The sequence below is a fragment of the Nocardioides sp. GCM10023255 genome (assembly GCF_042653125.1).
Lineage (GTDB): Bacteria > Actinomycetota > Actinomycetes > Propionibacteriales > Nocardioidaceae > Nocardioides.
Window position 1 is genome coordinate 256,449 of sequence record NZ_JBHSHU010000004.1, and the last position, 18,672, is coordinate 275,120.

The window sequence follows — 18,672 nt, forward strand, 5'->3', positions numbered from 1 at the left end:
CCCCACGACGCGCTATCGCGCGTTCTGGGGCACACGACCCGATCACACTCCAGAGAGCCAGGCGTCCCGCGCGTCCACCGCCGAGTCGGTGTAGTCGGCGAACAGCCCGTCCACCCCCGCGTCGAGGAACGCGGTGATCTCGGCGCGGATGTCGCCCTTGGCGTTCGGATCGGTGCCACGACGGAAGTTGGTGGCCATGAACTGGTTCTCGTCGCGCAGCGTGTAGATGACCACCTCGAGCCCCGCGTCGTGCGCGTCGTCGACCAGGGCGCTGGGCTCCCCCGTCGCGCCGGTCGCCGGGTCGCGCGGGAGGACCTGGTCCTTGTTCGGTCCGACCCAGTCGGCGTACGCCGAGATCTTCCTCAGGCCCGTGGGGGTGACCATGTCGGCGTACGTCGTGCCCGGCTGGTCGGCCGGGCCGCCGGTGGCGTCGGTGAGCTGCTCGAGCGGCAGGTCGGTCATCGTGTCCAGCTGCTCGAGGTTGCCGATCTCGAAGGACTGGATCAGCACCTCGTCGTTGCGGTTGTCGAGGTGGAACCGCTTCAGCGTGCGCAGCATCGGCTCCTCGAGGGAGAGACCGATCGAGTCGAAGTACGACGGGTGCTTGGTCTCCGGGGCGACCCCAATGGTGCGGCCGGTGCGCCTCTCCTCACGCTGCACCAGTGCCAGGACCTCGGCGAAGGTGGGCACCTCGTAGCGGCCGTCGTACCGCGTGTTGCCCGGGCGCACCTGGGGCAGCCGCTCCACGGCGCGCAGCGTCTTGAGCTCGGCGAGCGTGAAGTCCTCGCTGAACCAGCCGGTGACCTGCTTGCCGTCGATGGTCCTGGTGGTCTTCCGGTCGGCGAACTCGGGGTGGTCGGCGACGTCGGTGGTCCCGGTCAGGTCGTTCTCGTGGCGGGCGACGAGGACGCCGTCCTTGGTGGACACCAGGTCGGGCTCGATGTAGTCGGCGCCGAGGTCGATCGCCAGCTTGTAGGCCGCCAGCGTGTGCTCGGGACGATAGCCGGAGGCGCCGCGGTGCGCGACCACGATCGGGGTGCTCACGGCGCGGTCGTGCGCCTTCGGGGTGTCGGCGTGGGCGCCGGCGGCGGTGGTCAGCGGGAGGCCGGCGGCGAGCAGGCCGGCGAGGACGGGGAGAACGGTCCGAGATGTCATGGCCCCGACCCCATCGGGGAGAGATGACCCGGAGTCGATGGGTGCGTGAACCGCGGATGTCCCCCCGGCGAGCGTCGTGCGGCTCAGGGTGCGCTGGGGCGCACCCGGGACCGCACGGGTCAGAAGGCGTCGCGTCGGCGCAGCGAGCGCGGTCGGCCGTCGGGGTCGTGCACGGTCAGGTAGACCGGGAGCGCCAGGGCCCGGGTCAGCCGTCCGAGCTCCGGCGGCTCGAGCCGGCGCAGGCGCCCCGGGGGCCGCGGGCCGACCCGGCCGCCCTCGTGCCAGGCGTCGAGCGCGGCCGCTGCCTCGGCGTACGCCGTGAAGAACCCCTCGGGCGACACGCAGTCGCCCATCACGTCCAGCAGCTCACCGTCCGGCAGCTCACCACTCGCGGCGACCGGCCGGTCGAGGTGCTCGGCGGCCAGCGTCAGCCGCAGCCGACGGGCATAGGCGTGCGGGTCCTCCCCCTGGTCGACCACGACCGCGGACAGCTCGGAGTCGTGGGTCCACGAGCGCCGGTTGAAGTTGTCCGAGCCGATCGTCGCCCACGTGTCGTCGACCACGCAGCACTTGGCGTGCACGTAGACCGGGGTGCCGGCGTGGTTCTCGATCCCGTAGACCGCGACCCGGTCGGGCGCCACCGACATCATCTCGAGCATCGCCCGGCGCCGTCCCAGCAGCTGCGGGGTGCGGGTGACCGCGCCGTCCCGGTCGGGGTGCTGCGGCACGACCGCGACGACGTGCAGGTCGGGATGGTCCCGGAGCGCCTGGGTGAAGACGTCGCCGACGTGGTGGCCCCAGAGGTACTGGTCCTCGACGTAGACCAGCCGCCGGGCCCGGGACAGCGCCTTGGTGTAGCCGCGCGCCACGCTGCGCTCCCCGCCGTTGGCGAACGGGTAGTCGCGGTCCAGGCGCAGGTCGGGGTAGGTCCGCAGCAGCTGGACGGCATGGGTTCCGCCGTCGACGGGGGGCGGCGGGGGTGCCTGCTCCGGCAGCGGGTCCGGGTCGAGGTCCATGCGGGCGACCCGGTCCTTGAGGTAGCGCAGCGGGCTGCGGCTCAACGGGGTCGGGTCCAGCCAGCGCTCGCGGAAGACGGTCTCGACGTCGTGGACGGCCGGCCCGCTGATGGCGGCCTGGATGTCGTGCCAGGGCGGGGTGTCGCCGTACTCCTCGGCGAGGTCCATCGCCTGGGGGTCGCCGTGGTGGTCGGCGTCGTCGCGGCGCGAGTGGCACAGGTCGATGCCCCCCACGTAGGCGACGTCGCGGGACGGGTCGTCGCGGTGCCGGATCACCAGCATCTTCTGGTGGTGGGACCCGCCCAGGCGCACCCGCATGTCCAGGAGCGCCTCGGCGCCCCGCTGCTGCAGCCGGCGGCCGAGCAGCCGGTTCTGCCCCGACGTGAAGCCGAACGCCTCCGCGTGCGAGCGCCACACCAGGCCGCGCACGTCCACGCCGCGCTCGTCGACGCGGGCCAGCACCTCGGCGACCTCGCTGCCCGGCTCGCCGGTCAGCCGCTCGTCGGCGTCGCCCTGCCAGTCGGTGAAGAGGATGAGGTCGCCCGCCCGGGTGGCCTCGATCCGCTCGAAGAGCTCGGCGAAGTACGTCGCACCGTGGACGAGCGGGCGGACCAGGTTGCCCTCCGACCAGGCCCGTTCTCCCGGGTGCTGGTCGTCCAGCCGCGTCTCGGGGTTGCCACGCTCGGGCTGCGTGAGCAGCCAGTCGGTGGGATCCGGCGTGGGGTCCTGCGTCAGTTCTCGGGGGTCCGGCACCCACCCACCCTGCCCGACGGCTCGCGCCGCCACACCTGCGGGCGGCTCAACCGCCGGCGACGACGTACGGCGTGCGCCCGGCGAGGCGGGTCACCACGACGCCGGTCACGGTCATCGTCAGCGCGATGCCGGCCAGCACGACCAGCTGGAACTGGGCCGCGGTGGCGGGGCTCGCGCCACCGAAGAGGGCACCGACGAAGGCGCCCGGCAGCGTGACCAGGCCGGTGGAGCGGGTCTGGTCGAGCGTGGGCAGCAGCGACTCGCGCACCGCCTCCCGCCCGATCGCCTCGTGGGCCTGCGCCGGGGTGGCACCGAGGGAGAGCCACGCCTCGACCTCGTCGCGGCGGGCGCGGGAGCCGCGCAGGAAGTTGCGGCCGGCGAGGGTGGCGGCGGTCATCGAGTTCCCGATGACGATGCCCCCCACGGCCACCAGGTAGCGCACCTGGAGGTCCACCAGCCGGAGCCCGAAGACGACGACCAGGGTGAGCAGCGCCCCGGCCAGCACGCCGAGGAGCGCCGTACGCCGGCCGTGCCACAGGTCGCGGAGCCGGCCGGCGGCGGTCCACGAGGCGGTGCTGAGCATCAGCAGCACGAACCCGGCCACCGTCCACGGCACGCTGAGGATGCCGCGCAGCAGCAGCGCGACCACGGTGAGCTGGACCGCCGCGCGCGCGATCGAGGAGAGCGGGAGCAGGCCGAGCCCGACCCCGGCCCAGCGGGCGACGACGAGCGTGAGACCGGTCATCGCGAACAGCCCGGCCCCGAACCAGGCGTAGTCGGCGACGGAGCTCACCGGGGCATTGTGCCCCGCGCCGGTGGCGGTGACCGGCGTGGTGCCCTACGCCGACTGACGGTTGTCGACGGCCTTCTTGACCAGGACGAGGGGCAGGATCAACGCGGCGAGCAGGGCGGCGAGCCACACGATCAGGGTGGCGAGGACCCAGGTCGTGGCCCCGCTGATGGAGAGCCCGTCGGAGACGGCCGCGGTGATGGCCAGCCCGACGAACGTCGTGACCAGCGCGACGCCGCCGCGGAGCGCGGGGACGCTGGTGAGGGCGATCCTGGTGAGGAGGGGGTCGACGAGCACCTCGACGACGGTGAAGATCAGCACGGCGACGACGAACGCGGCCCCGGTGATCGTCATGTCGTCGAGCACGACCGCAGCGACGACGAGCCCCACGGCATTGGCGAGCAGCCTGATCCCCGCGCCGATGAGCAGTCTGATCATGCCCGGACCGTACGAGCCCCTGGAGCCGAGTGACAGTGCCCAAGGTCCCGCAGGGCCGGGGGCCTGACTACCGGTGCCGACTCACAGGTGCCAGACGACGTTCAGCTCCTCGCGCTGGCCGAACCGCTCGAGGTGGTCCTTGACGACCTGCGCGAACCGCGCGGCGTCGTCGCCGTCGGGGACGCTCAGCTCCACCTCGAGGGCGCCGTCGACCGGCGTGAGGACGAGCACCTGCCCGGTGTTCCAGCGCTGGACGGTGGCGCCGTCCTCGGTCGAGACCGGTCCGCGCTCGGACCAGTGGTTGACGAGCTGCTTGGCGTAGCGCTCCGGTCTTTCGGTCGCCATGCTCCCGTTGACGGTCGTCATCTGGTGCCCCCTCATGTGCCGTCGATCTGTACCCACCGGCGCGTCACGCATGCCGTCACGCTCTCGGTTCGATGACGAATCATGCACCGCGCCGCCGGCGAGCAACAGGGCCCAGCGACCGTGGTGTGCGACGGGAGCGCCGGACCTCCTCGGCGGTCCGGACGCGGTCGTCGACCGTGTGCCGTGCGTAGGTGATGGAGAGGGACGGGTTCGCAGAGAAGGGATTCATGTCCCCCACGCTCGCCCTAAGGGGGCCCCGGGGACATCGGGAAGCCTCCCCATCCTGGTCGCGTCCGGCACCTCAGAGTGGGGCCGAGGGCTCCGCGCAGGGGTGACCGGCGGCTAGGCTCGGGACGACCGCTCTTCATCGGGCGTGACCCGACCGAGGAGACGAGGCATGAGCGCAGGCGAGCGGCAGCAGAACGTCGCGCTCGTGGGCGCCCTGCTCGTGCTGGTGGTCCTGCTCGCTCTCGACATCGTCCTGCCCGGGACGGTGCTGAGCGGGTCCTACGCGCTCGCGGCGCTGATCACCGGGGCCGTGACCACCGTGCGACGGACCGCCGTGATGGCGGTGCTCGCGTTCGCCCTCTCCAGCGTCTCGTGGATCTGGAACGACAACTTCGCCAGCCTCGACTGGGACATCCGGCTGGTCCTGACCTTCATCGTCGGCGCCCTCGCCGTCGTCATCGCCACCATCCGGGTCCGCCGCGAGCACGACCTGCGCCGGATGACCGTGATCGCCGAGACCGCGCAGCGGGCCGTGCTCCGGGCCATGCCCAGCGCGGTCGGCTCGCTCGGGTTCGCGGCACGCTACGTCTCCGCCACCCGGGAGGCGCTCGTCGGCGGCGACCTCTACGAGGTGGCCGAGAGCCCGTACGGCGTCCGCGTCATCGTCGGCGACGTGCGGGGCAAGGGCCTCGATGCCGTCCAGCTGGCCGGCACGGTGCTCGGCGCCTTCCGGCGCTCGGCGTTCACCCAGGAGAGGCTCGCGGACATCGCGAGAGACCTCGACGCGGTCGTGCAGGCGGTCGCCGGCGACGAGGACTTCGTGACCGCCGTGCTCGCGGAGTTCCACGACGACCACACGGTGACGATGGTCAACTGCGGCCACCACCCGCCGCTGCTGGTGACCGGGGACTCGGGGGCGGAGGTGGTGCCGACCGGCACCCCGGAGCCGCCGCTGGGCCTGGGTCCCGTGCCCACCTCGGTCACGTCCGGCTGGCCGGACGGCTCCCGGATGCTCATCTACACCGACGGCCTCGTCGAGGCGCGCGACCGGCGCGGCACGTTCTTCCCGCTCGGCGAGAACGCTCCGCTGCTGCGGGCCGGCAGCCTGGACGAGGCGCTCGACCGGCTGCTCGACCGGCTCGTCGCGCACACCGGCCGGCAGATCACCGACGACCTCGCGCTGGTGCTCGTCGAGCACCGCACCACCTGAGGACGGCGGTCAGCCGGTGGCCGTCTCCGTGCTCTCCGGCACCTTCACAGGCGCCAGTGCCTCGCCCTCGCAGCAGTTCGCCTTGAACTTGCAGTGCGGGCAGAACCAGCGGGTGGCGATGGGGTCGAACTCGTACCCGCACGCCATGCACGAGTAGTACCCGGACATCGGTCGTCCTCCCTGTCGGCGCTCGATGCTCCGACCTTCTCACGCACCCGCCGTCCGCCGGCGTACGACGCGGCGAGCCGGGGCCGCCACGCTGCTGGACGGCCCCGGCACCCTGCGCTTCGGAGCAGACCGGGGCGCCGGATTGGTCTCCGGCCGGACTCTCCCCGGCCGGTTCACAAACCAGCGGTCCTCCGCGACCGTGCGTGCTGCGCGGAGCGGCGGCGTACGCCGGGCAGGGCGGGCGCCGCCGCAGCCACGGCCACGGTGTTGGTGACCGACCCGATCCCCTCGACGGCCACGGTCACGACGTCGCCCGGCCGGAGCGGCGGCGGGTCCTGGGCGCCCCGCCGGCCCCAGAGCTCGGCGAGGCAGCCGCCGTTGCCGGTGGTGCCGGAGCCGAGCACGTCGCCCGGCAGCACCCGGCTGTCACGCGAGGCGTAGGCGATCATCGCCTCGAACGTCCAGCCCATGTTGGAGAGGAGGTCGTGACCGACCTCGACGTCGTTGACCGAGACCGTGCACCACAGGTCCAGGAACCCGTCGGCGTCACGGAGCGGCTCGAGCTCGTCGCGGGTGACGATCCAGGGGCCCAGGGTGTTGGCGAAGTCCTTGCCCTTGGCCGGCCCGAGGCCGACCTGCATCTCGCGGCGCTGCAGGTCGCGCGCCGACCAGTCGTTGAGGATCGTGTACCCGAAGACGTGGTCCGCGGCCTCCTCGACCGACAGCGACCGTCCTTCGCGACCGACCACCACCGCGACCTCGAGCTCGAAGTCCCGGGCCACGCAGGCGGCCGGGAAGGGCACCGCGTCCCCCGGCCCGAGCACCGTGTGCGGGGTGGTGAAGTAGAAGGTGGGCGCGTCGTACCACGCCTCCGCGACTCCCGGGACGCCGTCGATGCTGCGGCGCACGCCCTCGACGTGCTCCTCGAAGGCGACGAAGTCGCGCATCGTGGTCGGCGAGAGCGGTGCCAGGAGACGCACCGACGCCAGCGGCGTTCCTTCGGAGTCCAGGGCGTCGGCGCCGAGCTCCACCGCCTCGACCAGACCTCGATCGATGACGTCCCTCATCGTCAGGCCGTCCGGGAAGGGGTGCACCAGGTGGTCCCCGACCACGCCGACGCGCGTCACACCGGTGCCGTCGAGGTAGGTGGCGAGCTTCATGCGACGAACTCCGCCTGGCGTCGGGTGTCGGTCATCGTCACGCCCTCCACGGTCGGGTCCCGGCGCACGCCGGCGCCCGGTGGACGACCAGCATGTGGCTCCGGTCGGGTCCGGGGAACTCCGACGTGGACATGCCCGGCATCGGAGACGTCGATGATGCCCGGCCGGGCGGGCTGCCTCCCTACGGGTGCACCGTGGCCAGCCAGGCGTCGAAGCACCGGACGAAGCGGTCGTGGCTGGCGACCATGGCCGCCGCGTCGCCGGGCACCCGCAGGACGTGGTCGCCGGGGACGACCAGGTGCTCACCCGGGAGCGCGTCGAGCACGTCCTGGTCGAGGAAGGGGTCGCCGGAGCCGATGACGACGAGCTGCGCAGCGGGGTAGGACCGCAGCGGCTCGGCGACGTCGGGCTCGGTGAGGAGCGGCGTGAGCCACGCCGCGTCGTAGCCGCGCGCGGCGGCGACGGGGGCGGCCAGCGTTCCGAGGGACTTCGCGACGACGAGGACGCGACCTTCGTGGCCGTCGACCGCCGCCTCCAGCTCGGATCCCACCCAGGCGACCTCCTCGGCGTCGCTGTCGAGCTGCGGCACGTCCCACCAGACCTGGCGCACGTCCCAGCCCCTGCCGAGGGCCACCTGGGTGGCGAAGAAGAGCAACGGGCCGTCAGGGGAGTACCTGCTGCCGGGGAGGACGATGCACCGGCCGACCGGGGTCCCGTCAGCGGCGTGGTCGACGTACCGAGTCATGGGCGACACGGTCGCACGCCTGCGCGGTCGAACGCCTCTCCGCGCCCCGCCGACGGGCAGGGGACCTAGGCTGTGGCGGTGCGCGACGTGCTGGACGAGGGGCCGTTCTTCCACGGCACCAGGGCCGACCTGCGGGTGGGGGACCTCCTGACCGCGGGCTACCGGTCGAACTACCGACCGGAGGTCGTGATGAACCACGTGTACTTCACGGCGCTGCGTGACGGCGCGGGGCTGGCCGCCGAGCTCGCGGAGGGCGAGGGCGCTCCGCGCGTGTACGCCGTCGAGCCGACCGGCGCGTTCGAGGACGACCCGAACGTGACCGACAAGAAGTTCCCCGGCAACCCCACGCGGTCCTACCGCAGCAGGGAGCCGCTCCGGGTCGTCGGCGAGGTGGCCGACTGGACGCGCCTGACCCCCGAGGCGCTCCAGGCCTGGCGCGAGCGGCTGGCAGTGCTCCGCGCAGACGAGCGCGGCGAGATCATCAACTGATCGTCAGGCGCAGTCGCCGCAGAGGTCGACGCCCGGCGAGGACCGCCGGGACTCGTGCTGGACGAGGAAGCAGGCAGTGCAGGTGAACTCGTCGCTCTGCTTGGGGGTGACCTCGACGGAGAGGGTCTCGTGGGAGAGGTCCGCACCGGGCAGCTCGAACGACTCGGCCAGCTCGGTCTCGTCCTCGTCGACCTTGCCGGAGGTCTTGTCCTGGTCGCCCGAGGTGAGGCGGCGGGCCTCCAGGCTCTCTTCCTTCTGTTCTTCTTCGGTCTTGCGGGAGGCGTCGTAGTCGGTGGCCATGTGGGGGTCCTCTCGGGGCGGAGCGCGAATGCTAGCCCCGGACGTCGTCGCGGCCCGCAACGGCGACGTCGCCGGGGGGCGGCGGCACCGGGGGGACGGCGTCGTCCGGGGCGGCGGACCGCGCCGAAACCGTGAACACACCACCGGTGGCGTACCGTGGGTCATGTTGAAGGGACGGCTCTGCACGCGTCCTGGCCGCACACGATGTCGCGGCTCGTATCTCATACCCCTGGTCTTCGGTTCGCTGGACATCAGCACAGGTGGATGTCTTCAGCGGGTCGAGGGCACGACGCCCCCGACATGTGAACAAGGGAAAAGATCATGGCTCAGGGCACCGTCAAGTGGTTCAACGCCGACAAGGGCTTCGGCTTCATCTCGCAGGACGGCGGCGGCGAGGACGTGTTCGTCCACTTCTCCGCCATCCAGTCCGGCGGCTACAAGTCGCTCGACGAGAACCAGAAGGTCGAGTTCGACCTCGCCCAGGGTCCCAAGGGCCCGCAGGCCGAGAACGTCCGCGTCTCCTGACCTCACCACGAAGAGCCCCGACCCGCGTCTGCGGTCGGGGCTCTTCGTGCACGGGCTTCAGCCGAGCTGCTCGAACAGGGACACGATGATCCCTTCGGGTCCTCGCACGTAGGCCATCCGCACGCTGTCCTGGTACTCGCCGATCCCCCCGACGAGCCCGTACCCGTCCTCCGCCACCGCGTCGACCGCTGCCTGGAGGTCGCCGACCTCGAAGGACACGTTGCGCAGGCCGAGCTCGTTGGCCATCGCCAGGGGCGAGCCGGGAACGTGGTCGGGCGTGACGAAGCTCGAGAGCTCCAGGCGAGACCCTCCGTCGGGCGGCCGCAGCATCGTGATCCGGCAGTGCGCACCGGGGATGCCGCAGACGGTCTCGACGAACTCGCCCGCCACCGATCCGGTGCCCTCGACCTCGAGACCGAGCCGGACGAAGAACGCCGTCACCGAGTCGAGGTCCGCGACGGTGATGCCGACGTGGTCGAAGCGCCTCACGTGTGCCATGGGGGTCAACCTCCGGGTGTTGTCGTGCCCTGCGGACCGAGGACGCGGCCGACGCCGGGATCTCGACATCCGACCGCCGGGCTGGTGTTGCCCCAGCCCACCGTAGGTCGCGGGAGCGACAGTCGCGCTGCGTTCACTGGTCTCGATCACTGTCGACAGGAGGGCCCTGCCGCGGTTCCATGGAGGTGGCACCCGGAAGGAGCGCTCATGACTTATCTGAGCCCCGGCGTCTACGTCGAGGAAGTCGACAGCGGGTCGCGACCCATCGAAGGGGTCGCGACGTCGATCGCAGCGTTCGTCGGGCTGGCGCCCGGGGGGCCGCTGGACAGCCCGGTACTTCGCGTCGCGGTCGGTGTCGGCCTCGTTGTCCTCGTCGCGGTGGTCGTGCGACGTCGACGCGCTGCGTGACGTTCAGCTCCGGCGTGCTGAGGCAGGCGGGGGGGGTGCCAGCAGCCGCCCGCCCGGACCCGCTCGAGGGCAAGTGACGCCCGTTGACCGGGGCGGCATGATGACCTCCATGGCCGACCCCCGCGCAGGACAGCCCGCCGAGCCCTCGGACCTCGTCGACGTCGCCCACCTGGTGACGGCGTACTACACCGGGGTCCCCGACCCCGACGACGTCGACCAGCAGGTCGCGTTCGGGACCAGCGGGCACCGCGGCACGTCGCTGCGGACCGCCTTCAACGAGACGCACATCCTCGCCACCACGCAGGCGATCTGCGACTACCGCCGCGAGCAGGGGTACGACGGCCCGCTGTTCATCGGGCGCGACACCCACGGCCTCTCCGAGCCGGCGTGGGCGACCGCGCTCGAGGTGCTGGTCGCCAACGACGTGACCGTCCTGGTCGACGACCGCGACGGCTACACACCGACCCCGGCGGTCTCCCACGCGATCCTGCGAGCCAACCGCGGCCGCTCAGGAGGGCTCGCCGACGGCATCGTGGTCACCCCGTCGCACAACCCGCCCACCGACGGCGGGTTCAAGTACAACCCGCCGCACGGCGGTCCCGCCGACACCGACGCGACGTCGGTCATCGCGGCGCGCGCCAACGAGCTGATCAGGTCCGGGCTGGGCGAGGTGAAGCGGGTCCCGTTCACGCGGGCGCGGGCGGCGGCGTCGTCGTACGACTTCCTCGGGACCTACGTCGACGACCTCCCGAACGTCCTGGACATCGATGCGATCCGCGACGCCGGCGTCCGGATCGGCGCCGATCCGCTGGGCGGGGCCAGCGTGGCCTACTGGGGCGCGATCGCCGAGCGGCTCGACCTGGACCTGACGGTGGTGAACCCGCTGGTCGACCCGACGTGGCGGTTCATGACGCTGGACTGGGACGGCAAGATCCGGATGGACTGCTCCTCCCCCAACGCGATGGCGTCGCTGATCCGGCGGAAGTCGGAGTACGACGTCGCGACCGGCAACGACGCCGACGCCGACCGGCACGGCATCGTCACCCCCGACGCGGGCCTGATGAACCCCAACCACTTCCTCGCGGTCGCGATCGGCTACCTGTTCGGCGGCGCGCGACCCGGCTGGCCCGACTCCGCGCGGATCGGCAAGACGCTGGTCTCATCGTCGATGATCGACCGGGTCGCTGCCTCGCTCGGCAAGCCGATGGTGGAGGTGCCGGTCGGGTTCAAGTGGTTCGTGCCCGGCCTGATCGACGGGTCGTTCGGCTTCGGCGGCGAGGAGTCCGCGGGCGCGTCGTTCCTGCGCAAGGACGGCACCACCTGGACCACCGACAAGGACGGCATCCTGCTGGCCCTGCTGGCCTCCGAGATCCTCGCGACGACCGGGAAGACGCCCTCGCAGCACTACGCCGCCCTCGTGGAGCAGCACGGCGACCCGGCGTACGCCCGCATCGACGCGCCCGCCGACCGCGAGCAGAAGGCGAAGCTCGGCGCCCTCTCCCCCGACGACGTGTCGGCGACGTCGCTGGCGGGCGAGGAGATCACCGCCAAGCTCACCGAGGCACCTGGCAACGGCGCGAAGATCGGCGGGCTCAAGGTGGTCACCGGGTCGGCGTGGTTCGCCGCCCGGCCGTCGGGCACCGAGGACGTCTACAAGATCTACGCCGAGTCGTTCCGCGGCCCCGACCACCTCGCCGAGGTGCAGGCCGAGGCCCGTGAGGTGGTCAGCGCGGCGCTCGGCTGACCTGCGCCCGACCGCCCGGCGCCGGGCCGACCCGCTCCCGCAGACCGGCGGCGAGAGCGGCGACCGTGACCGCGTCGACGAGGCCGCCGAGCGTGCGCGCGAGCCTCGGCCGCCGCACGCCTGAGAGCCGGAGCCGCAGCTGGACCCGCGTGCCGGGCGGCGCCTCGCGCAGCACGATCGCCCAGGACAGGTCGACCCGGCCCCGGCGAGAGGTGTGCACGAGCACGCGCGGTGGCTCGAGGCGCGCAACGGTGAAGGTCGCGTCCCTTCCACCCCAGTCCGCGATGACGTCCCCGACCTCGAGAAGCTGCAGGGCGGGATCGACCCGCCGGAGTGCGCGTCGCCCCGCCGGCACGGCCCGCTCGACCTGTCGCGGGAGGTACCAGCCGGCGCGCTGCTTGCCGAGCTGGACGAACCACGGCCACACCCGGGCCACCGGTGCCGCGAGCGTGAAGGCGCGGTCCATCACCACGCCCGCGTCGGGCACCAGCTCGTCGCCGGGCAGCGGCCGCGCCACCTCGTCGTACGTCGCGGCGACGGAGCGGAACACGCTGCCGACCGTACGCCGGACGGCGCAGCGTCCGTGCCGACGTGCCGGACGACGACGGAGGGAGCGCCGTCTCCGGGGTCACGGTGGGTGTGTACCTGTTCCGCAACACCGATGCCACGGGATAGTCCGGCACGTTCTGGCCCTGCCTGCACCGCGCCGAAGACGAAAACGTGCCGGACTATCCGTCGCAGACGGCTACGTTGAGTCCGTGGTGGTCATCGAAACCGTGGGTCTGACCAAGCAGTACCCCCGGGTGACCGCGCTCGACGGGCTCGACGTGGGCATCGGGGACGGGGTCACCGGGCTGGTCGGCGCGAACGGTGCCGGCAAGTCGACGCTGATCAAGATCCTGCTCGGCCTGCTGCCGGCGACCAGCGGGAGCGCGAGCGTGCTGGGGTACGACGTCGCGACCCAGGGCGGGGAGATCCGGGCGCTGGTGGGCTACATGCCGGAGCACGACTGCCTGCCGGCCGACGTCTCCGCGAGCGACCTGGTCGTCCACCTCGGCCAGATGTCCGGCCTGCCCTACCCGGCCGCCCGCGAGCGCGCCTCCGACGTATTGCGCCACGTCGGGCTGGCCGAGGAGAGGTACCGCCCCATCGGGGGCTACTCCACCGGCATGAAGCAGCGCGCCAAGCTGGCCCAGGCGCTCGTCCACGACCCGCGGCTGGTGCTCCTCGACGAGCCGACCAACGGCCTGGACCCGTCCTCGCGCGACGACATGCTCGCACTGGTGCGCCGCATCGGCACCGAGTTCGGCATCGCGGTCCTGGTCACCTCCCACCTGCTCGGCGAGCTGGAGCGGGTCAGCGACCACGTCGTCGTGCTCGACAGCGGCCGGCTGCTCCGCTCCTCGGCGACCACGGACTTCCTGAACACCACCGGCAACCTGCTCGTCGAGGTGCAGGGCCGCCCCGACGCGGACCGGCTGCTCGGCCAGGCGCTCGTCGACGCCGGCCTGCGCGCCTGGCCCTCGGACGGGCGGATGGTCGAGGTCGAGGCCCGCGACGAGGGCACGCGCGACGTCGTCCGTGACCTGGCCGTCGAGCTCGGGCTGGGGCTGGTCCGGATGCAGGAGCGCCACCACCGCATCGAGGACGTCTTCCGGGACGGGGGTGCCGGCAGTGTCCAGCCCGTCTGACTTCACCGGGGCGGCCGACCCCGCGCCCGCCGCGGCGCCGGCCGCCGTGATCCACGACCTCGGCTACCGCTCCTACACCGGCCCGCGGCTCGGGGAGCGGGAGGTCGCCTGGGCGCTGCTGGTCACCGGCCTGCGCAACTGCTTCGGCCTCGGCCGCTCCGGGCGCTCGAAGGTGCTGCCGATGATCCTGCTCGGGCTGATGCTGCTGCCCGCGCTGATCCTGGTCGGCGTCCTGGTGCAGGCCAAGGGGCTGCTCGGGCTCGACGAGCAGATCGTCGCCTACAGCATCTACCCGCTGACCACCCAGCTGCTGATCTCGGTCTTCGTGGCGTCCCAGGCCCCCGCCCTGGTCTCGCGCGACCTGCGGTTCCGCACGATCACGCTCTACCTCGCCCGCCCGCTGCGGCGTACGACGTACGTCCTGGTGCGCCTGGCCTCCCTGACGGCGGCGACGTTCGTGCTGATCGGCGCGCCGCTGCTGCTGATGTACCTCGGCGGACTGCTCGCCGAGCTGCCGCCCGGCCGGGAGACGGGGCGCGTCCTCGGCGCGCTGGTGGGGGCGCTGCTGCTCGCCGCGTGCCTGTCGGGGCTGGCCGCGCTGGTGTCCGCGCTGACGATCCGGCGCGGCCTCGCGGTCGCGGCGGTCATCGTCGTGCTGCTGGTCAGCTACACCGTCGTCGCCACGATCCAGGGGATCTCGCTCGAGGCACACCACCCGCGGGTCGGCGAGGTCGCCGGCATGTTCTCGCCGTACACGCTCGTCAACGGCGTCCAGGTCTTCCTCTTCGACTCCCCCGAGGCCACGCCGACGCCACCGACCGGCACCGGCATGGGCCTGCTCTACCTGCTCGTCACCGCGCTCGTCGTGCTCGGCTCGGTCGGTGCCATGCTGCGTCGCTACCGGGAGGTCCCCGTATGACCGTGATCGAGCTCGACCACGTGTCGCGGTGGTACCGCAACGTCGTCGCCGTCAACGACGTCACGATGACGATCGGCCCCGGCGTGACCGGGCTGCTCGGCCCGAACGGCGCCGGCAAGTCCACGCTGATCGCCATGATGTCCGGCTTCCTCGCGCCCTCGACGGGCACGGTGACGCTGGACGGCGAGCCGCTGTGGCGCAACGAGCAGGTCTACCGCAAGATCGGGCTCGTGCCCGAGCGCGAGGCGCTGTTCGACTACCTGACCGGGCGGCAGTTCGTGCTGGCCAACGCCGAGCTGCACCGGCTCCCCGACCCTAAGGCGGCCGCCCAGCGGGCGCTGGCCACGGTCGAGATGAGCGACGCGCAGGACCGCGTCATCTCGACGTACTCCAAGGGCATGCGGCAGCGGGTCAAGATGGCGTCCGCGCTGGTCCACGACCCGGCGGTGCTGCTGCTCGACGAGCCCTTCAACGGCATGGACCCCCGGCAGCGGATCCACCTGATGGAGCTGCTGCGCACCATGGGGGCGGAGGGCCGCACGGTGCTGTTCAGCTCCCACATCCTCGAGGAGGTCGAGCAGGTGGCCCGGCAGATCGAGGTGGTCGTCGCCGGCCGGCACGCCGCCTCCGGCGACTTCGGCGCGATCCGCCGGCTGATGACCGACCGTCCCAACCGGTTCGTGCTGCGCACCTCCGACGACCGGACGATGGCGTCGATCCTGCTCGCCGACCCGTCGGTGCGCGGGGCCCGGCTCCGCTCCGAGGGAGGGATCGAGCTGGAGGCGTCCGACTTCGGCCGGTTCAGCGAGGTGCTGCCCCGGCTCGCGCGCGACCACGGGGTCCGGCTGCTCGAGGTCACCCCGACCGACGAGTCGCTCGAGAGCGTCTTCGCCTACCTGGTGTCGTCATGAGCGCGGTCTGGTCGCCGACGATCGCGCGGCTCGGCTACCGCAGCGTCTTCGGCCGCCGCCGCGGCATCCTGCTCTTCGCCCTGCCGGTGGTGCTCGTCGGGCTGGCCGTGCTGGTCCGGGTGCTGGTCGGCTCGGACGAGACCGGTGCGCGGCACACGCTCTACGGCCTCGGCCTGGTCGTGGTCGTCCCGCTCGTCGCGCTGCTCTCGACCACCGGCCTGCTGGCTCCCGAGATCGACGACGGCTCGATCGCCTACCTGCTCGCCAAGCCCATCTCGCGGCACACGATCGTGCTCAGCAAGCTCGCGGTCGCGGCCTCCTGCGTGATCGTCTTCGCGGTCCTGCCCGTCCTGGTCGCCGGCCTGGTGCTGCGCCCCGGCGACCCCGGCTTCGGGCTCGGGCTCGCCCTCGGTGCACTCGCCGGCGGACTGGCCTACTGCTCGCTCTTCGCGCTGCTCTCCGTGCTGACCCGGCACGCCGTGGTGGTCGGCCTGATCTACCTGCTGATCTGGGAGAGCCTGCTCGGCGGCCTGCTCGACGGCATCCGCTGGCTCAGCATCAGCCGCTGGTCGGGCGCGATCGCCGAGCCCGTGGCCGACGTCCCGCTCGTGACCGACCTCGGGACGTCGTACGCCGTCGTGGCCACCCTGCTCGTCGTCGTCCTCGGCGTCTGGCTCACGGGCCGGCGGCTGCGCGGCTTCAACCTCACCGGCGACGAGTAGGCCGGGTCCGGCCCCGTCGAGGTGTCCGCAGGGGCGTTCGGTGATGTCCCGGGCAGAACGGGTACGTGACAGGGATCCAGCACAGGAGGCATCACGTGAGCAGCCGGATGGCCGCCGAGGTGGCCGAGCAGCCCCAGGCCGTGCGCCGCACCCTCGACGCCCTGCTGCCCCAGCGGGCCGAGGTGCGCCGGCTGGCGCAGGGGCGCCGACAGGTGCTCTTCGCGGCCCGCGGCTCCAGCGACAACGCGGCCGTCTACGGGCGCTACCTGCTCGAGACCCGCGCGGGGGTGCTCGGCAGCCTGCTCTCGCCCAGCGTGGCCACCCACTACCGCGCGCAGCTCGACCTCACCGACGCCCTCGTGGTGTGCGTGTCGCAGTCCGGCGCCACGACCGAGATCGTCGAGACCCAGACCTGGGCACAGGCCAACGGCGCCGCGACGCTGGCGATCACCAACGTCGAGGGCTCGCCGCTCGCGGAGTACGCCGACCTCGCACTCGTCACGCTGGCCGGCCCCGAGCTGGCGGTGCCGGCGACGAAGACCTACCTCACCCAGCTGGTCGCGATGGCCGTCGTCGGCACCGCGCTCGCGCCCGACCCGCACGCCCTCGATGCCGAGCTCGCCCGGGTCCCCCACGAGGTGGAGCGGCTCGTGCACGAGGCCGGCGGCGTGCCGGCCGCGGTCGAGGCGCTGCGCGACGCGGCGTACGCCGTGGTCTCCGGGCGCGGCCTGATGATGGGCACGGCGCTGGAGACCGCGCTGAAGCTGGAGGAGACCTGTCTGCGGCCGGTCCGCGGCTACTCGTACGCCGACCTGCGCCACGGCCCGATCTCGGTGGTGACCGACGGGATGACCGCGGTCCTCGTGGCCGCACCCGACGGGCCGCTGCTCGCCCCGATGGTCGAGCTCGCCGACGACCTCGCGGCCCGGGGCGCCACGGTGGTGGGTATCGGCGGCGACCCGGCCTTCGCCGGGTCCTGCGCCGTGCACGTGCCGGGCCCCGAGCTGCCCGAGGCCCTGGCGCCGCTGGGCGCGATCGTCCCGGCCCAGCTGGTCGTCGAGTCGCTCGCCCGCGAGCTCGGGCTCGACCCGGACAACCCCCGGGGCCGGGCGAAGGTGACCGTCACCGACCCCCGGGAACAGCCCTGAGCCGAGCCCGGCTCGACGATGCTCAGGCGGCTGCGGCCACCTTGCGGGCCTGCTGGTTGAGGCGGGCCTGGGCGGCACGGCGGATCTTGGGGCCGCCGGTCGTCATCTTGTAGAGCATCTTGAGCTGGGGCACGAGGTTCTTGGTGCTGGTGGTGGCCAGCCAGCCGTTGGGCAGCGACAGCCGGATCACCTTGTGCCAGGCGCTCGCGACCTGCTTGGGCAGCGGAGCGGCGTGGTAGTTGAGGTCGTACTTGTCGAAGAGGTCCTTGACCCTCGGCGCGATCTCGGCGTACCGGTTGCTGGGCAGGTCCGGGAACAGGTGGTGCTCGATCTGGTGCGACAGGTTGCCGCTCATGATGTGCATCGCCTTGGAGCCGGAGATGTTGGCCGAGCCGAGCATCTGGCGCACGTACCACTCGCCGCGGGTCTCGCCCTCGATCGAGCGGCGCTCGAAGGTCTCGACGCCCTCCGGGAAGTGGCCGCACATGATGATCGAGTGGCTCCACAGGTTGCGGACCACGTTGGCGGTGAAGTTCGCGGCCAGGGTCGGCAGGAACGAGCCGGTGGGCAGCGACATCAGCGGGTGGACCGCGTAGTCCTTGGTGGCCTGGTTGCGGATCTTCTTCAGCACGCCCTTGAGACGGCGCTGGAAGTCGGGATCCTTGGTCTGCTTCTTCTTGATGGTGGCGCCGAGCTCGAGGTCGTACGCCGCGATGCCGTACTCGAAGAAGCACGCGTTGATGAAGTTCCACAGCGGCTGAACCAGGAAGAACGGGTGCCACGGCTGGTCCTCGTCCACGCGCATGATGCCGTAGCCGAGGTCGTTGTCCTTGCCGATCACGTTCGTGTAGGTGTGGTGCAGCTCGTTGTGCGAGTGCTTCCACTGCTCGGCCGGCGTGGCCATGTCCCACTCCCACGTCGTGGAGTGGATCTTCGGGTCGCGCATCCAGTCCCACTGGCCGTGCAGGATGTTGTGGCCGATCTCCATGTTCTCGAGGATCTTCGCCACCGACAGGCCGGCGGTGCCGACCACCCAGGCCGGCGGGAAGACGGAGGCGAGGAGCACCGCGCGCGAGCCGAGCTCGAGCTTGCGCTGCACGCCGATGACCTTGCGGATGTACTTCGCGTCGCTCTCGCCGCGGGCGTCGAGGACGTCCTGGCGGATCGCGTCCAGCTCGTGGCCGAGCTGCTCGATGTCCTCGGGGGTGAGGTGCGCGATCGGGTTCTCGGACTTCTTCTGCAGTGCGGTCATGGTGTCGCTCCTTCTCGGGGGATCGAGCGGGTGGGG

22 protein-coding genes are annotated in these 18,672 nt (G+C 72.2%); 10 read left to right on the plus strand and 12 right to left on the minus strand.

The genetic code is table 11. The annotated features are described in order from the left end of the window. Window positions 1-42: 42 nt before the first annotated feature. From ACFO9I_RS08725 to ACFO9I_RS08745, 5 genes are all read right to left on the minus strand, one after another. On the minus strand, window positions 43-1,155 hold the full coding sequence (locus ACFO9I_RS08725; protein ID WP_379179843.1) for a glycerophosphodiester phosphodiesterase: 1,113 nt from the start codon (window positions 1,153-1,155) through the stop codon (window positions 43-45). Between the two features lie 119 nt (window positions 1,156-1,274). Further along, window positions 1,275-2,924 carry a phospholipase D family protein gene (locus ACFO9I_RS08730; protein ID WP_379179845.1) on the minus strand — a complete coding sequence of 550 codons (1,650 nt, stop codon included), beginning with the start codon at window positions 2,922-2,924 and terminating at the stop codon, window positions 1,275-1,277. 46 nt (window positions 2,925-2,970) lie between these two features. Next, the gene (locus ACFO9I_RS08735; protein ID WP_379179847.1) at window positions 2,971-3,717 is read right to left on the minus strand and encodes an ABC transporter permease; all 747 of its coding nucleotides are present in this window, start codon (window positions 3,715-3,717) and stop codon (window positions 2,971-2,973) included. Between the two features lie 45 nt (window positions 3,718-3,762). Further along, on the minus strand, window positions 3,763-4,152 hold the full coding sequence (locus ACFO9I_RS08740) for a phage holin family protein (protein WP_379179849.1): 390 nt from the start codon (window positions 4,150-4,152) through the stop codon (window positions 3,763-3,765). A gap of 81 nt (window positions 4,153-4,233) precedes the next feature. After that, window positions 4,234-4,518: a DUF2218 domain-containing protein gene (locus ACFO9I_RS08745; RefSeq protein ID WP_379179851.1), complete on the minus strand. Its 285-nt coding sequence runs from the start codon at window positions 4,516-4,518 to the stop codon at window positions 4,234-4,236. 397 nt (window positions 4,519-4,915) lie between these two features. Here ACFO9I_RS08745 and ACFO9I_RS08750 point away from each other — a divergent pair, with 397 nt between their 5' ends. Next, a complete protein-coding gene (locus ACFO9I_RS08750) occupies window positions 4,916-5,956 on the plus strand; it encodes a PP2C family protein-serine/threonine phosphatase (protein WP_379179853.1) in 1,041 nt (346 codons plus the stop codon). Window positions 5,957-5,965: 9 nt separating this feature from the next. On the opposite strand, the gene ACFO9I_RS08755 is transcribed toward ACFO9I_RS08750, so the two are convergent. The 3 genes from ACFO9I_RS08755 to ACFO9I_RS08765 all read right to left on the minus strand — a co-directional run bounded on the left by ACFO9I_RS08755 (window position 5,966) and on the right by ACFO9I_RS08765 (window position 8,029). After that, window positions 5,966-6,124: a hypothetical protein gene (locus ACFO9I_RS08755; RefSeq protein ID WP_379179855.1), complete on the minus strand. Its 159-nt coding sequence runs from the start codon at window positions 6,122-6,124 to the stop codon at window positions 5,966-5,968. A 173-nt stretch (window positions 6,125-6,297) separates the two neighbouring features. Continuing rightward, window positions 6,298-7,284, minus strand: a complete 987-nt coding sequence (locus ACFO9I_RS08760) for a fumarylacetoacetate hydrolase family protein (RefSeq protein WP_379179857.1) — start codon at window positions 7,282-7,284, stop codon at window positions 6,298-6,300. A gap of 181 nt (window positions 7,285-7,465) precedes the next feature. Continuing rightward, entirely contained in the window at window positions 7,466-8,029 is a 564-nt protein-coding gene (locus ACFO9I_RS08765) for a hypothetical protein (protein ID WP_379179859.1), read from the minus strand. 72 nt (window positions 8,030-8,101) lie between these two features. Between ACFO9I_RS08765 and arr the strand changes: the two genes are divergently transcribed. Next, window positions 8,102-8,518 carry an NAD(+)--rifampin ADP-ribosyltransferase gene (gene arr / locus ACFO9I_RS08770; protein WP_379179860.1) on the plus strand — a complete coding sequence of 139 codons (417 nt, stop codon included), beginning with the start codon at window positions 8,102-8,104 and terminating at the stop codon, window positions 8,516-8,518. A gap of 3 nt (window positions 8,519-8,521) precedes the next feature. Here the strand turns inward: arr and ACFO9I_RS08775 are convergent, their stop codons facing one another. Next, on the minus strand, window positions 8,522-8,818 hold the full coding sequence (locus tag ACFO9I_RS08775) for a DUF4193 family protein (RefSeq protein ID WP_379179862.1): 297 nt from the start codon (window positions 8,816-8,818) through the stop codon (window positions 8,522-8,524). Between the two features lie 321 nt (window positions 8,819-9,139). Between ACFO9I_RS08775 and ACFO9I_RS08780 the strand changes: the two genes are divergently transcribed. Then, window positions 9,140-9,343: a cold-shock protein gene (locus tag ACFO9I_RS08780; RefSeq protein ID WP_379179864.1), complete on the plus strand. Its 204-nt coding sequence runs from the start codon at window positions 9,140-9,142 to the stop codon at window positions 9,341-9,343. A 57-nt stretch (window positions 9,344-9,400) separates the two neighbouring features. Here the strand turns inward: ACFO9I_RS08780 and ACFO9I_RS08785 are convergent, their stop codons facing one another. Beyond that, complete coding sequence (locus tag ACFO9I_RS08785; protein WP_379179866.1) at window positions 9,401-9,841, minus strand: VOC family protein; 441 nt, start codon at window positions 9,839-9,841, stop codon at window positions 9,401-9,403. 207 nt (window positions 9,842-10,048) lie between these two features. Between ACFO9I_RS08785 and ACFO9I_RS08790 the strand changes: the two genes are divergently transcribed. After that, the gene (locus tag ACFO9I_RS08790; RefSeq protein ID WP_379179868.1) at window positions 10,049-10,249 is read left to right on the plus strand and encodes a hypothetical protein; all 201 of its coding nucleotides are present in this window, start codon (window positions 10,049-10,051) and stop codon (window positions 10,247-10,249) included. A 109-nt stretch (window positions 10,250-10,358) separates the two neighbouring features. Next, on the plus strand, window positions 10,359-11,993 hold the full coding sequence (gene pgm / locus ACFO9I_RS08795) for a phosphoglucomutase (alpha-D-glucose-1,6-bisphosphate-dependent) (RefSeq protein ID WP_379179870.1): 1,635 nt from the start codon (window positions 10,359-10,361) through the stop codon (window positions 11,991-11,993). On the opposite strand, the gene ACFO9I_RS08800 is transcribed toward pgm, so the two are convergent. Next, on the minus strand, window positions 11,974-12,543 hold the full coding sequence (locus ACFO9I_RS08800; RefSeq protein WP_379179872.1) for a hypothetical protein: 570 nt from the start codon (window positions 12,541-12,543) through the stop codon (window positions 11,974-11,976). The two genes, pgm and ACFO9I_RS08800, sit on opposite strands and share 20 nt — an antisense overlap. Before the next feature lie 208 nt (window positions 12,544-12,751). Between ACFO9I_RS08800 and ACFO9I_RS08805 the strand changes: the two genes are divergently transcribed. The 5 genes from ACFO9I_RS08805 (at window position 12,752) to ACFO9I_RS08825 (ending at window position 17,384) form a co-directional block, all read left to right on the plus strand. Further along, window positions 12,752-13,684, plus strand: coding sequence for an ABC transporter ATP-binding protein (locus ACFO9I_RS08805; protein ID WP_379179874.1), 933 nt, complete (start codon window positions 12,752-12,754; stop codon window positions 13,682-13,684). Then, complete coding sequence (locus tag ACFO9I_RS08810) at window positions 13,668-14,603, plus strand: ABC transporter permease (RefSeq protein WP_379179876.1); 936 nt, start codon at window positions 13,668-13,670, stop codon at window positions 14,601-14,603. The genes ACFO9I_RS08805 and ACFO9I_RS08810 overlap by 17 nt, the downstream gene beginning before the upstream one ends. Further along, on the plus strand, window positions 14,600-15,514 hold the full coding sequence (locus ACFO9I_RS08815; protein ID WP_379179878.1) for an ABC transporter ATP-binding protein: 915 nt from the start codon (window positions 14,600-14,602) through the stop codon (window positions 15,512-15,514). Before ACFO9I_RS08810 ends, ACFO9I_RS08815 begins: the two co-directional genes overlap by 4 nt. Next, window positions 15,511-16,236, plus strand: coding sequence for an ABC transporter permease subunit (locus tag ACFO9I_RS08820; RefSeq protein ID WP_379179880.1), 726 nt, complete (start codon window positions 15,511-15,513; stop codon window positions 16,234-16,236). The genes ACFO9I_RS08815 and ACFO9I_RS08820 overlap by 4 nt, the downstream gene beginning before the upstream one ends. Before the next feature lie 95 nt (window positions 16,237-16,331). Continuing rightward, window positions 16,332-17,384: an SIS domain-containing protein gene (locus ACFO9I_RS08825; RefSeq protein ID WP_379179882.1), complete on the plus strand. Its 1,053-nt coding sequence runs from the start codon at window positions 16,332-16,334 to the stop codon at window positions 17,382-17,384. 22 nt (window positions 17,385-17,406) lie between these two features. Here the strand turns inward: ACFO9I_RS08825 and ACFO9I_RS08830 are convergent, their stop codons facing one another. Further along, entirely contained in the window at window positions 17,407-18,636 is a 1,230-nt protein-coding gene (locus ACFO9I_RS08830; protein WP_379179884.1) for a fatty acid desaturase family protein, read from the minus strand. Window positions 18,637-18,672 lie beyond the last annotated feature (36 nt).